Origin of the sequence: Pseudoduganella danionis (genome assembly GCF_009720775.1) — a bacterium.
Classification (GTDB): domain Bacteria; phylum Pseudomonadota; class Gammaproteobacteria; order Burkholderiales; family Burkholderiaceae_D; genus Rugamonas; species Rugamonas danionis.
Genome location: NZ_WNKW01000004.1, coordinates 463,865 through 477,438, shown reverse-complemented (window position 1 = coordinate 477,438; position 13,574 = coordinate 463,865). Strand labels below are relative to the sequence as shown.

Here is a 13,574-nt window from a genome sequence, read left to right as displayed (position 1 = left end):
CTATTCAACGCCGGCTTATTCGGCAGCAGGTGCCTGCTCGGCGTCCGGCTCCTCATCGGGATCGGATTGCGCGCCCGCGGCGGGCGGCAGCGGCGTAGCCAGCGGCCCCAGCTCGAGCCGCGGAGCAGGTAGTGCATGTACTTTGCTCCACAAGCCTTGCCAGCCCGGCGGCCATGGCAGGGCCGGCCCCGCATAGGCCGGCAGCGAGGCGCGCACGGGCACCACGGGCAGCGGTGGCATTTCTGTCAGCAAGCCATGGGCCGGACGCGCCATATCCAGACTGTACATATAGCCGGGCAGCAGCGCATCGCAAATGGCGCCAAACCATGCCGCATGGTCTTCGTCGCGGCCCAGCGCCTGCGCCAGTCCGTGCGGGTCGAAGCGGGCCAGTGCTGCGATCAGTTCTTCGGTACTGGCGCCCGGCTTGTCGCCCCAGCCCATCACGGGGTTGACGTTGTAATCGGCACCCGAGCCATACCAGCCTTCGCGCCATGAACGCTGCATCCAGTCACGCCGCCCTGTGAACAAATGCCAGCGCCAGTGCAGGCCGGACGCTTTCGGCCACACATACAGATACAGCCGCTGGTAGCCGGCGCCATGCAGGGCACGCACCATGGCCATCAGGCGCGCCTGCGGCATGCGGTCGGGCGGAGCGCGGCGGAACAGGATGGGCACGCCGTCCGCCGTCTGCACTTCGTCGGTGGACAGGTTCAGGTCCAGCGTGCGCGACTCGCTACCGAAACGGGCGGCGATCCAGCCTGTCAGCAGATTGACGGCCGTGATCACGCCATAACCGCGATGGCGGTGGAAAATCACAGTCCCGGGAGCGAGTATGGTCATGGGCAGCGCGCAGACAAAGAAACCAGTGTAGACATAGTCAGGGCACATTTCCAGTGTGCTGGCGAGGCTACGGCGCCCTGATGGTTTAGGTTATGATGCACATCATTTTACCGACTCCGAGCACTCACCATGACTTTGCGCATCCTCGCCACCGGCGGCACTTTCGATAAACACTATGACGAAATCAACGGCAAGCTGAGCTTCGGCGAAAGTCATTTGCCGGCCCTGCTGGCACGCTGCCGCCTGACCGTAGAGGTGGCACTGGAACAGTTGCCGCTGATGGATTCGCTCGACATGGTCGATGCCGACCGCGCCCGCATTCTGGCCAGTTGCACGGCGGCAGTGGAAAAAGCCATCGTCATCATCCATGGCACGGATACCATGCCGCAGACGGCTGCCGTACTGGGTCCGGCCCAGTTGGGCAAAACCATCGTGCTGACGGGCGCCATGATTCCTTACGAGATCGCCAATTCGGACGCCATGTTCAATCTGGGCTTTGCCAGCGCCGTGGCGCAAACGCTGCCGGCCGGCGTGTACGTGGCCATGAACGGCAAAATCTTCGCCTGGGATAACGTGCAGAAGAACAAGGCGGCCGGGGTGTTCCAGCCGCTGTAAGCGCAAAACCGGCCCGGCCTCAAGGCCGTAACCGGCCGCCGTTTAGCGGCGCGGTGCGGCTACCGCGGCCGCGACAGGCTGCTCGGGCTGCGGCGCCAGTGCCAGCAGCGCGGGCGCAGGCACACTCAGGCTGCCCGGCGCGGCAGGGTCAGCCACACCGCATTCCAGCGGCGCCGCTGCCAGATAACGTTCCATCGCCTGAGCCATACGCGCGACCCGGCTACCCAGCGGGGCAAGGTCCGCCGCCTCGGCATCGGCCTGACGCAGCCAGACATCGGCCAGCGCGTGGCTGGTGCCGTCATCACGGGTGTAACTACCGCTCAGGCCTATCAAATTACCGTGCTCCAGTACCGCCGTCAGCCGTGCTGCGAGTGACAGGCTACGGATATGCAGCTGCGCCAGCGGGTTCAATTCACTGGCCTGGCTGATGCCATCACTATTGCTATCCACCCACACCTGTAGCTGATCGAACGCCTGATCCTGCGCATCGACCACGCCATCCTGATTATCGTCGAGCGCCGCCAGCGCCGCATAGCCATCGGCCGCGCGCACGCCCGATGCCAGCACGGTCGCCGCGCCAAACAATTCGCGCCCATCATTAATCACGCCATCCCGGTTCAGATCGCGCACCAGCAAGCCATCGCCAGCGGCAATCCAGCCCGTGCCCTGGCGCTGGCCACTGGCCGCCAGATCGAACTGCACACCGGCACTGCGGTCCAGGGTCTGCACCCCCAAGCCATCCAGATCCAGCGCCAGCGGGGTGATAAAACTCAGCGCAGCGATCTGGCCCGGGCTCAGCGCCGCCAACTGCCATGGCGTCAAAGCACTGTACTGATTATTCGACAGCGCGTGCATCTGGCGCGTGGTCAAAGCCGCTAGCTGCTCGGGCAACAGTGCTTGCATCTGCGTCGAGGTCAGCACTTTAATCTGCACATCCGTCAGCGCGCCGATATCCCGGGTTTCGATCGAACCCAGATCACGCGGTGTCAACGCCACCAGCATGGTGGTATTCATTGCGCGCAACTGGGCGGTGCCGAACGCCACCATCTGTTCCACCGTGAACTGGTCGCTGATGCCTATGGTCGGCTGCAGTGCGCCTACTTGCGCCACCGTCAGTGCCGTGAGCTGGGCCGTGGTCAGGGCCAGCAACTGTTCCTGGCGCAAGGCGCGGATAGTGTCCGTGCGGATGCCGCGCATATCTATCGGATCTATGCCGGCTATCATGCCAGCCTGAATCTGGCGCAGCGCGGCCGTGCCCAGCGTCGCTACCTGATTGCCGGTCAAAGCACGCAACTGGTCGCTGTCCATGGCCGACAGCAGATTGCCGACGGCGCCGGCCTGATTCAGCAAAGCCGGATTGATGGCCGCGACAGCAGCCGTGCGCAAGGCCGCTACCTGGCTGCTGCTGAGTGCAACCAACTGGCCGCTGGACATGCTGGCTAGCTGTCCGGCATTGAGCGCCCCCACCTGCTGCGTGCTCAAGGCCTGCAGTTGCTGGCTATTCAGCACGGCAACGGCAGCCGTATTCAAAGCACCCAGATCAGCCGTTTCCATATTGGCCAGCAGCGCAGGCTGCAAGGAGCGCAACTGGGCGCTGCCCAGCGCCGCTGCTTGCGCCGTCGACAATGCGACGAGCTGGGCACTCGTCAGGCCCTGCAGTGCCGCCGTCCCCAGCGCCGCCACCTGTGCCGTACCGAGCAAGGACAGCAACTGGGCTCCGCTACCCAGCGGATCGTTCCCCAGCACCGCCATCTGGGCGGAACTCAATCCTGCCAGCGCAGCCGGACTCAGGCCGGCCAGAGCCGCCGTGCCGAACGCGGCGATGCTGGTTTCGGGCAGGCGGGCAATCTGCTGCGAGGTCAATGCGCCGGCCTGACGTGCGCTCAGCGCAAAAATCTGCGCCGTCGTCAGTCCGGCCAATTGGTTGCTGCGCAGGCTGGCCATTTGCGCCGTGTTCAGGCCAGCTAGCTGCGCCGTACCAAGCCCCGCCAGCACGCTGCCACTCAGGCCGCCCAGTGCCGCCGTGTTCAGGGCGGCGACTGCGTTGCTCGACAGGGCAGCCAGCGCGCCCGTATCCAGTGCCGCCACCTGGGCGCTCTGCAGCACCGCGATTTGTAGCGTACGCAAGGCGGCTAGCTGGTTGCTGCGCAACACTGCGGCCTGGGCCGTACTCAAGCCCGTCAGGGCGGCCGTAGTCAGCGCGGCAATATCTGCGCTGCCCAGCGCCGGCAAGGCATTGGTCGCCAGCCGCACCAGTTGGCGCGAACTCAGTGTCGCCACCTGGGTCGTGCTCAGCGCATACAGTTGATAGCCAGCCAGTGCCGCCAACTGCGTCGAATTCAGTATGCTGATCTGGGCCGTGGTCAGGGCGGCAATGCGGTCGCCATCCATGCGCTCGATCTGGTCAGTCGTCAACCCTTGCAAGGCGGCTGTGCGCACGGCCATCAAGTCCTGGGTTTCCATCGCGCCAAACAGTATCGGGTCGAGCGCACTGATCTGCAGGCTGCTGAATGCCGCCATCTGGGCCGTATTCAGCGCGATGACCTGGGCCACGGACAGGCCCGCCAGCGCCGTGCTACTGAGCGCGGCGATCTGGGCCGTACGCAAGCCGGCCAACTGGTTGGACTGCAGATTACCGCCGAGTGCAGTGAGCTGGTCGGCACTCAAGGCCGCAATAGCCAGCGTGCTTAAACCGGGCAGTACGGCCGCGCCCAGCAGGGCCAGATTAGCCGTACTCAGGCCGGCAATCTGGCGCGTACCAAACGCTGCCAACTGCGCTGCACTGATGATGCTGGCTTGCGCCGTCACCAGCGCGGCGGTCTGGTCGCTGCTCAATGCGGCCAACTGGCGCGTGCCCAGTGCCGCCCACTGCGCCGTATTCAGGGCGCCCAGCACCTCCGGTGCAAGCGCCGCCACTGCCGCCGTGCTCAGCGCACTCACCTGTGCCGAAGTCAGCGCCAGTTGCACCTCTGCCGGTAAAGCCACTAACTGGAGATCGCTGAGTGCAGCGATCTGCTGGGTACCCATGCCTTGTAGCTGGGCACTGTTGAGCACCTGCATCTGTCCGGCACTCAGACCTCGCAGCGCCTGGGTACGCAAGGCCGCCAGATCGGCCACGGGCAAGGCGGCAATATCTTCCAGTTCGAATGCGCCTAGCTGGCTGCTGCTCAGTGCGGCCGCCTGCCGGGTAGTCAGCATGGCTACTTGCGCCGTAGTCAGCCCGGGCAAGGCCAGCGTACTGAGCGCGGCAATCTGCAAGGTCGACAGCACATCAAAGTGGCTGCTGCCGTAACTGTCATTCGCCAGCACCGCCAGTTGATCGGAGCTCAGCGCCGCCAGCGCTGCGGCCTTCAGCCCGGCCAGTGCGGCCGTATTCATACCCGCTAGCTGGGCTGGCGCCAGTTCGGCCAACTGGCGCGAACCCAGCACGCCCAGTTGCGCTGAATTGAGCTGGGCCAACTGGGCCACGCTCCAGCCATTCCATTGTTCGTTGCTGAGCGCCGCCATCTGGCGCGTGCTCAACGCCGCCACTTGTGCGCTGCTCAGTTGCTGCAACTGCTGCAGCGGCAGCGCCGCCACCACACTCGTGCTCAGCGCGCTTACATCCGCCGTTTCCAGCCCTGCCAGCCCGCTCGAAGACAGCGCCAATACCTGGTCGCTGCCCAGACTAGCCACTTGGGCCGTGCCCAAGGCTGCAATTTGCGCACTGCTCAGCGCTGCCATCTGGGCCGCCGTCAAGCTGGCAATGCCACGTACGCTGAGTGCGGCCACATCGGCCGTTTGCATCAGCGCCAGCGCGGCCGTGCTCAAGGCGGGTAATTGCGCGCTATTCAGCGCAGCGGCCTGGGCCGTGGTCAGATCGATCACCTGTGCCGTGCTCAGGCCAGCCAGCGCGGTCGGCGTCAATGAGGCCAGTTGCGCCGTGCTGAGCACACTCAGCAGGTTGGCACCCAGCTCCGTACCCAGCGCGGCCAGTTGTTCCGGCGTCAGCGCCGCCAGCGCCGAGGCCCCCAGTGCACGCAATGCCGGCGCCCCTAGCGCCGCCATATCGTCCGTGTTCAGGCCGCCGATGTTGCTCGAACTCAGGCCCAGTATCTGGCTAGGACCCAGTGCTGCCACCTGCTCGGTCCGCAGCGCGGCCAATTGCTCGCTACTCAGCACCCCCACCTGACGCGAAGTTAAGCTCGATAGCTGGGCCGCCACCATATTGCGCAGTGCACGCGTACTCAGCGCAGCCACTTCAGCCGTGCTCAGCGCACTCAGATTCGCCGTCAAAAACGCCGCAACGGTATCGGCCGACAAAGCACTGCGCTGGGCCGTACTCAGGCTCTGGAATTGGGCCATGGTCAGCGCCGCCAGCTGGGCTTCGCTGAGCTGCTGTAGCTGGTCGGTACTCAGGCCCACGATAGCTGCCGTGCGCAGCGCAGCCAGATCGAGCGGCTCGATGGCGGCCACCGCAGCCAGACTCAGTGCACGTAGCTGGCTACTGCTCAGGGCCGAAGCCTGTGTTGCCGTCAGGGCCGTGGCCTCGCTGGCACTCAGTCCCACCAGTGCGGCGCTGGCCAGTGCCGAGATCTGCAGCGTGCTCAGTTGCTGGATCGCGGCGCTACCCGCATAAGCGCCCAGCACCGCCAGTTGATCCGAGCTCAGCGCTGCAATCGCTGCGCTGCTCAATGCGCCGATGGCAGCGCTCGACAAGGCCGTCACTTGCGCCAGCCCAAGGCTGGCCACCTGGGCCGCCCGCAAGGCCGCCAACTGGCTGGCCGACAAGCTGACGATCTGGCCGCTATCGAGCGCATTCAATTGCGCGCTACTCAGCAGCGCTATTTGCCGGCTAGCAAATGCTGCCAGTTGGGCCGTGTTCAGACTGGCAAAGCTGCTGGTATTCAGGCTGGCCAGACTGGCCGTGCTAAGCGCCGGCCACGCCTGCGCGCCCAAGCCGGCCAGTGCCTCCACACTCAGCGCATTGAGCTGGGCGCTGTTCAGCACGGCGACCTGATTGCTATCGAGTGCGGCCAACTGGGCGCTGGTCAGTGCCTGCACTTGTGCCGTACTCAGTACCGCCACCAGATTGCTGCGCAAGGCGGCCAGATCGCCCGCCGGCATGGCCTGCAACTGGTCCGAACTGAGCGCCGCCACCTGGGCCGTGGCCAGGCTGGCCAGTTGCAGCGTCGTGAATGCGCCTATGGTGGCCGGGCTCACGCCCACCAGCGCAGCCGGACGCAAGGCGGCGATCTGCGCGGTACTCAGCGCGGCTAGCTGGCTACTGCCCCAGCCTGCCAATTGGGTCGAGCTCAGAGCCGACAGCGCTGCCGTGCTCAGCCGCTGCAGCGCGGCGCTGCCGAGCGCTGCAAACTGATCACTGCTCAAGCCCAGCATCTGGCGGCTACCCAGCGCCGCCACCTGGCTGCTACCCCAGGTTTGCAACTGGCTGTTGTTCAGGGCGGCAACCTGAGAACTGCTCAGCGCCGCCAGCGCCGACGTGCCGAGTGCCGCAAACTGGGCGCTACTGAGCTGCGCCAGCAAAGCCGGCAGCAGTTGCGCCACGCTGGTGCTGCTCACGGCAGCCAGATCGTCCAGCGGCAGCGCAGCAATCGCATTAGCGGCCAGCGCCGCTAGCTGCTGGCTGCTCAGGCTGACAAACACGCGCGCACTCATGGCCTGCAACTGGGCCGTCGTCAAGGCCGCCATCTGGTCGCTGCTGAGGCCAGCCATGGCGGCCGTTCGCAGCATGGCGAAATCGGCCGTTTCCAGCGCAGCCAGCTGGTAGCTGGTCCAGCCGTTCAATTGCGCGCTACTCAGTGCGGCTGCCTGCGCCGTGCTCAAGGCCACCACCTGGTCGGTCGACAAGGCGCTTAACTGCTGGGTACTGAGTGCCGCAATGCCCTGACTGCGCAAAGCCAGCACGCCGCGCGTGCCCAGGGCCAGCACATCATCAGTGGACAGCGCCTGTAATTGGCGCGTGCCCAGACCCGCCACCTGATTGCTGCTCAGCAGCGCCAGCTGGGCTGGCGCCAGCGCGGCCAGCACGGCCGTACTGAGCGCGGCCAGATTGGCAGTGCTGAAACTGCTGATGGCCTGGCTAGGCAAGCTGGCAAACGCGGCACTGCCGAGTGCCGCCACCTGGGCTGTGCCTAACGCTGCCAGTTGGACCGAACTCAGGGCCGACAGGAAATTCGTCTGGGCGGCCGCCACGGCATTCAGCACCACCGGGCTCAGCACGGCGATATCCAGCGTTCCCAATTGTGCCAGCAGCGCCGGATTCAGCGCCACCAACTGGGCACTACGCAAGCCGGCAAACTGTGTGCTGCTCAAAGCCCCCAGCTGGACGCCGCTCAGTGCGGCCAGGATGCGGGTATCGAGTGCCGCCATGGTGGCGCTGCGGATGGCTTGCAGATCCTGCGTTTCCAGCCCCGCCAACTGGGCCGAGGACAGGCCATTGAGCTGCGTGCTACTGAGCTGCTGCATCTGCACGGTACTCAGGGCTGCGATCTGGCGGCTATTCCATTCGCCGATCTGGCTGCTGTTGAGCGCACTGATCTGCAAGGTGCTCAGCGCGCTCACGCCGCGCGTGCCGGCAGCACTCCAGGCCCCGGTCGGCAACGCCGCCAGTTGGCGCGTGCTCAGGGCCGCCCATTGTGCAGTCTCGAGCAGCGCGATCTGGCTGCTGGACAAGGCGGCCAGCAACTGGCTGCCCAGGGCCGTCACATTGGCGGTACTCAGACGGGCGATGGCATTGCTGCCCAAGCCATTGAAAGCGTCCGATCCCAGTGCCGCCACTTGTGCCGTATTCAAGGCTGCTTGCTGGCGGCTGTCGAGCGCGGCCATGAAGCGGCTTTGCGCCGCGCCCACGGCATTCAGTACGGTGGGCGCTACCACTGCAATATCTTGGCTGGACAGCACGCCCACATAGGCGGGATTCAAGGCCAGCAACTGGGCGCTGCCCAGCTGCATCATCTGGGCAGTCGACAAGCTAGCCACCTGAACACTCGTCAGCTCCGCGAGCTGCGCCGTACTCAGCGCCGCCACGCCGCGCGTATTCAATGCGGCCAGGCCCCGGCTGCCTATGGCCGCTACGGCGCCAGCCGTCAGCACGGCCAGTTGGCGCGTAGTGAGCGCCTGTACCTGGGCCGTGGCCAGCAAGGCGAGCTGATTACTGGAAAGTATGGCAATGGCGCTGGTATCGAGCGCTGCCAGATCGACTGTTTCAAAAGCTGCAATCGCAGCAGAACTGAAGGTGCTGAAGGCAGCACTGCCCAGCGCGGCGCTCTGGGCAGTGGTCAGCGCGACAATTTGCTGGCTATTCCAGGCCGCCAGGAAGCCGGTCTGGGCGGCCGCCACGGCATTCAATTTGCTGGCCGCGATGGCGCCGATATCCTGAGTAGTCAGCACTGCAACATTGCTGCTGGACAGAGCCCCCAGTTGCACGCTGCTCAGGGCGGCCACTTGATCTGTGCGCAACACCTGGGTTTGCGCGGTACTCAGTGCTTGCACATCTTCCGTGCTCCAGGCCGCCACTGCCTGCGTCGTCAGAGCGACGATCTGCGCAGTAGTAAGGGAAGGCACGGAGGAAGGCATCACGAATTCCTAAATGAACAAGCTCTGTCAATATAGCAGAAAAATCGCCAATTTCCTCACGGAAACATCAATATTTTCCCCATAAACCAATGCAAAAGTGCCGCAAAATCAACGATCTTGCGGCACTTTTGTCAGTTCAGCGGGGACCTCCCATGGTCCCTGGCAACACTCAGGCCTTGGCTTCGCCGCCCAGTGCTTCCACCACGTCGGCCATCAACTTGGCCAGTTCACCCGTCATCAGCATGAAGTCACCATCGAAGCGCTCTTCATCGTTCTTGGTGCTCGACTCTTTCTCGCTGATCACGTCGAGCGGCTTGACGGCCTTGATGGCCAGCGACTCGGTGAGCACGAAGGAAATCTTGCTATCCCAGGTCATGGCCAGGCGCGTGCACTGCTTGCCCGCCGCGATGTGGCGGCGGATTTCTTCCGGCTCCAGCGTATGGCGCACATAGCGCACGGCGGCCTTGCTCTCGCCGGTAGCGCGCAATTCAGTATCCATATCGACCGTGAAGCCGGCCGGTGCATCGTCAGCCTGCAGCCATTCCGTCATCACGCCCACAGGCGAACGCTGTACCCGTAAACTCTCTAACGGCAGTTTATCGACGGCCTTGAGCAGCAATTTGATTACTTCATCGGCCTTGGCCGGGCTGGCCGCATCGACCACCAGCCAGCCGTTGACGGGATCGATCCAGGTCCAGACATTGCTGCGGATGGAGAACGCACGCGGCAGCAGTTCGTCGGCCACGCGTTCCTTGAGTTCCTTCATGGCTTTCTTGCCCGGAGCGAAGCCCTGAGCTTCTTCCAGCTCGGCCGCGCGGGCCTTGGCCACCTGATTGATCACGGTGTTCGGCAGCAGTTTCTTTTCCGTGCCCAGCAGGATCAGCATCTGCTTGTTGACTACGTGAACCAGACCGCCATTCGGACGGGGACGGTCCCAGCCCTGGCGCAGCAGTTCGTTACTGCTGGCGGGCGTAAAGGAATGGGGCGCGAGTGCCTCTTCCAGTTGTTCCGGAGTAAAGGCCCACGGGGCCGGCAGACGATAGATCTGTAGATTCTTGAACCACATGTATTGAGCCTTGTTTCAGTAATGCTGGGGGAGCGCCATTTTACACGGTGACGGCGGCGCCGCACCGTTCTAGGCGAACAATTCGCCCTGGGTGGGAACGCGCAACAACGTCGCTGCGCCGGGCGGCTCCAGCGTGCTCGCGCGCACTCCCAGCAGGCGCAGCCGGCGCTGTAGCGGCACCCGTTTCAGACATTCGCGTGCCGCGTGCAGAATGGCGGCGCCATCTACCACGGGCTGGGGCAGCGTCAGGTTGCGGCTGACGATCTGAAAATCGTCGTAGCGCAGTTTGACGCTGATGGTACGGCTCACATAGCCCTTGCGTTTTAAATCTTCCGCCAGTCGCTCGCACAGGCTGGTCAGCACACCGGACAGCACGGCGCGGTCCTGGCGCGCATGCAGATCGCGCTCGAACGTGGTTTCGCGGCTGATCGACTTGCTTTCCGTGCGCGTGGCCACGGCGCGCTGGTCGATGCCGCGCGCGGCGGCCGCCAGCCACGCCGCGTAATGGCCGCCGAAATGGTCCTGCAGCAGGCCCGCATCGGCCGCGGCCAACTGGCCTATGGTGTTGATGCCCAACGCGGCCAGCTTGTCGGTGGCCTTGGGGCCTATGCCATTGATCTTGCGCACGCCCAGCGGCCAGATACGCGCCGGTATATCCTCATAGTCCAGTATGGTCAGGCCATTGGGCTTTTCCAGATCCGAGCAGATTTTCGACAGCAGCTTGTTGGGCGTCACCCCGATCGAACAGGTCAGCCCCGTGGCCGCATGCACGGCCTGCTTGATGCGCAGCGCCAGTTCGCGCGTTTCGCCGGCCACATGGGTGAGGTCGATATAGATTTCGTCGATGCCGCGGTCTTCGTAATCGGGCGCGATGCTGGCCACGGCCGCCTTGAACTGGCGCGAAATCTGCCGGTAGGCATCGAAGTTCACGGGCAGCAGAATCGCATCGGGCGCCAGCTTGGCCGCTTTCATCATGCCCATGGCCGAGCCCACGCCCAGGGCGCGTGCTTCATAAGTGGCTGTGGTAATCACGCCGCGCCCCACATAATCGCGCAGCCGGGCAAAGCGGTAGCTGCCATCGGGCTGGCGCACCGGGTGGGCATCGCGCCCGCCACCAATCACCACAGGCTGGCCACGCAACTCGGGATAGCGCAACAGCTCGACGGAGGCGTAGAACGCATCCATATCGAGGTGGGCTATGCGGCGCGGAGCTTCGGACATGGCGAAACAGAATTACTGTGAATTCATACAGTATCTAACGAAACATTGCCTTATGCAAGTATTCACTATTTCTGCCAGCACGACGGTGCTACACTCGCGCGATAACTATTAGACAACTGGCCCGAGATGACCCTGAAGCGTGCTGTCACCCCTGTGCTGTTCTGCATGGCCCTGGCCCCGGCCCATGCCCGTCCCGATTGCGCGCCGGCGCGCGCCGGTATCAGTGATCTTGGCTACTCGGCCTACCGCGAAGGCGAAGGCTATGGCGGCAGCACGGTCGACATCTTGCGCGAGTTGCAGCAGCGCAGCGGCTGCAAGGTGGAGCTGACCTGGTTTCCCCATAGCCGTTTGTACAACCAGTTCGCCAGCGGCCAACTGGAACTGACGGGCGCCTCGCTGCGCACGGCCGAGCGCGACCGCCACGGCGTCTGGTTACCGTATGCCTATACCCAGTTCGAACTGTTGCTCGAGAAAGAATATGCGGGCAAGTTCCGCAGTCTGGCCGATTTCATCGAGCACAGCCATGCCCGCCTCAACGTGGCACGCGGCATTACTTTCTCCGCCGCCACCCAGCGCCAGCTAGACCGCCTGCAACATCAGGGCAGGCTCGAGTACGTCAACGACTATGCCGCCGTGTTCCGCAAGATCGCCGCCGGCCGCGCCGAAGGTACGCTGGCCCCGCCCACCATCCACCTGCGCCACCAGCGCCAGCTCGGCATACTGGGGCGTATGGTGGCCATGCCCGTCAGCGAATCGCCGCGCGCCATGGTCGGCATGTATGTATCGAAGCGGGTGGCAGCGCCCGTGCGCAAACAGTATGCCGAGCAATTACGCGCCATGATCAGCGATGGCAGCGTGCAGCGCATCTATGCGCACTACCTGGGCGAAGACATCAGCCGCCAGATCTTTGCCGGCGGGGTGCAGGAACTGCTCGACGCCCTGCCGCGCGAACCATGAAAAAATGCGGCTTACAGGTATGCTGCAAATAATTTTTAAAATAATTTGGAAAAACCCTTGCGGATTGCCAAAGCCGCCCTGTAGAATACGGCCTCGTTCAGCAGTTGTAGCAAAGTAGTAGCGACAAGCTGATATGTTTTCTGGGTGCTTAGCTCAGTTGGTAGAGCGGCGCCCTTACAAGGCGTAGGTCGGGAGTTCGACCCTCTCAGCACCCACCAGTAAAACATAGACGAACGAATTTGGAGCGGTAGTTCAGTTGGTTAGAATACCGGCCTGTCACGCCGGGGGTCGCGGGTTCGAGTCCCGTCCGCTCCGCCAAATTCCGAGAAAAGCCTTTTCAGTCAGAACGCGATCAAGATCGCGCTCTGTACAAGAAAAGGCTTTTTTCATTTCCGCGCCGATTCTTTCCCTTCCCGTGGCGAGCCGCGCTGTGCCAGTTCTGCCGCTATCAGCCGATACAACCATAAAGCCTCGTCCTGCTCGAGCCGCTGGTTGAAATCGCCCGTGGCCATGCCGGTCACCCGTTTGATTTCGCGCCCCATGTGCGACTGGTCGGCAAAGCCGGCATCCTACGCCAGCAGCGCCAAGCCCTGATCCTGCGTACCGCGCCGCGCCAGTTGCTGCAGCAATGCCTGTTCGGTACGGACAAAGCGCTGCAGTTCGCGCTGGCTCTGCCCCGTCCACGTACGCACGCGGCGCTGCCACTGGCGCAGGCTGCGGCCCGAAGCGGAATGGCTGGCACGCGTGGCCAGACTGCGTATCCAGTCGCCCAGCAAGGGCGCAGGGCTGGGTTGCGGTGCCTGCGTCCATAGCTGGCCGAACTGTTGCTCGACTACCGCATATGCATGCTGCGGCTGCCGCAGCACAGCAGCGCAGGCCTGCAGCACGGCCGCCGATGCCACCTGTTCCAGTGGCACCGTCTGGTCCAGCCAGCGCCCTACCGGCTGGCCCAGCAGACGCGCCATCGCTTCCGGATAGAACGACACCATCAGCGCATGCACAGGGCCGGGCGACCAGCTAGCCGTGGGCTGGCGCTGCGGCCCCGAGAACAGCAGCCGTGGCAGGGCCGGCCCCAGATTCTCGCCGGCCGAAGCCTGCACGGGGTCCTGCATCAGATGCAACTGCCCCTCGAAAATCCAGGAAATCGTCACGAGCGGCGTGGCCGGATAGAAGTTCAGCCGCTGCTGCGGCTCCAGCTGGCAGTTGCGCGTATCGCGTTCGACGCTGGCCATGATGCAGGCACCGAGCGCAAGGCCGGGCAGATGAAACTGGGCGGAGGGGCGGGGCATGAATGTCG

8 protein-coding genes and 2 tRNA genes are annotated in these 13,574 nt (G+C 64.1%); 4 read left to right on the top strand and 6 right to left on the bottom strand.

Features of this window, described 5'->3' with window-relative positions; translation table 11 throughout:
- Positions 1–15: 15 nt before the first annotated feature.
- Entirely contained in the window at positions 16–840 is an 825-nt protein-coding gene (locus GM655_RS16610; RefSeq protein WP_155435783.1) for an L-asparaginase, read from the bottom strand.
- A 129-nt stretch (positions 841–969) separates the two neighbouring features.
- Here GM655_RS16610 and GM655_RS16605 point away from each other — a divergent pair, with 129 nt between their 5' ends.
- Complete coding sequence (locus tag GM655_RS16605; protein ID WP_155435782.1) at positions 970–1,455, top strand: asparaginase domain-containing protein; 486 nt, start codon at positions 970–972, stop codon at positions 1,453–1,455.
- A 42-nt stretch (positions 1,456–1,497) separates the two neighbouring features.
- Here the strand turns inward: GM655_RS16605 and GM655_RS16600 are convergent, their stop codons facing one another.
- The 3 genes from GM655_RS16600 to dinB all read right to left on the bottom strand — a co-directional run bounded on the left by GM655_RS16600 (position 1,498) and on the right by dinB (position 11,320).
- The gene (locus tag GM655_RS16600; protein WP_155435781.1) at positions 1,498–9,033 is read right to left on the bottom strand and encodes an SPM autocatalytic domain-containing protein; all 7,536 of its coding nucleotides are present in this window, start codon (positions 9,031–9,033) and stop codon (positions 1,498–1,500) included.
- Positions 9,034–9,202: 169 nt separating this feature from the next.
- Entirely contained in the window at positions 9,203–10,099 is an 897-nt protein-coding gene (locus GM655_RS16595) for a recombination-associated protein RdgC (protein ID WP_155435780.1), read from the bottom strand.
- Between the two features lie 69 nt (positions 10,100–10,168).
- A complete protein-coding gene (gene dinB, locus GM655_RS16590; protein ID WP_155435779.1) occupies positions 10,169–11,320 on the bottom strand; it encodes a DNA polymerase IV in 1,152 nt (383 codons plus the stop codon).
- Positions 11,321–11,446: 126 nt separating this feature from the next.
- Between dinB and GM655_RS16585 the strand changes: the two genes are divergently transcribed.
- From GM655_RS16585 to GM655_RS16575, 3 genes are all read left to right on the top strand, one after another.
- On the top strand, positions 11,447–12,277 hold the full coding sequence (locus GM655_RS16585) for a substrate-binding periplasmic protein (RefSeq protein WP_155435778.1): 831 nt from the start codon (positions 11,447–11,449) through the stop codon (positions 12,275–12,277).
- A gap of 142 nt (positions 12,278–12,419) precedes the next feature.
- Positions 12,420–12,495, top strand: a tRNA-Val gene (locus GM655_RS16580).
- A gap of 23 nt (positions 12,496–12,518) precedes the next feature.
- Positions 12,519–12,595, top strand: a tRNA-Asp gene (locus GM655_RS16575).
- 68 nt (positions 12,596–12,663) lie between these two features.
- On the opposite strand, the gene GM655_RS16570 is transcribed toward GM655_RS16575, so the two are convergent.
- Positions 12,664–12,819 carry a hypothetical protein gene (locus GM655_RS16570; RefSeq protein WP_155435777.1) on the bottom strand — a complete coding sequence of 52 codons (156 nt, stop codon included), beginning with the start codon at positions 12,817–12,819 and terminating at the stop codon, positions 12,664–12,666.
- A 27-nt stretch (positions 12,820–12,846) separates the two neighbouring features.
- On the bottom strand, positions 12,847–13,566 hold the full coding sequence (locus tag GM655_RS16565) for an AraC family transcriptional regulator (RefSeq protein WP_155435776.1): 720 nt from the start codon (positions 13,564–13,566) through the stop codon (positions 12,847–12,849).
- Positions 13,567–13,574: the final 8 nt, after the last annotated feature.

Excerpts from the sequence above, each read along its gene's own strand:
- GM655_RS16610 (WP_155435783.1), bottom strand. The coding sequence starts at position 840 with ATGACCATACTCGCTCCCGGGACTGTGATTTTCCACCGCCATCGCGGT.
- GM655_RS16605 (WP_155435782.1), top strand. The coding sequence starts at position 970 with ATGACTTTGCGCATCCTCGCCACCGGCGGCACTTTCGATAAACACTAT.
- GM655_RS16600 (WP_155435781.1), bottom strand. The coding sequence starts at position 9,033 with ATGCCTTCCTCCGTGCCTTCCCTTACTACTGCGCAGATCGTCGCTCTG.
- GM655_RS16595 (WP_155435780.1), bottom strand. The coding sequence starts at position 10,099 with ATGTGGTTCAAGAATCTACAGATCTATCGTCTGCCGGCCCCGTGGGCC.
- dinB (WP_155435779.1), bottom strand. The coding sequence starts at position 11,320 with ATGTCCGAAGCTCCGCGCCGCATAGCCCACCTCGATATGGATGCGTTC.
- GM655_RS16585 (WP_155435778.1), top strand. The coding sequence starts at position 11,447 with ATGACCCTGAAGCGTGCTGTCACCCCTGTGCTGTTCTGCATGGCCCTG.
- GM655_RS16570 (WP_155435777.1), bottom strand. The coding sequence starts at position 12,819 with ATGGGGCGCGAAATCAAACGGGTGACCGGCATGGCCACGGGCGATTTC.
- GM655_RS16565 (WP_155435776.1), bottom strand. The coding sequence starts at position 13,566 with ATGCCCCGCCCCTCCGCCCAGTTTCATCTGCCCGGCCTTGCGCTCGGT.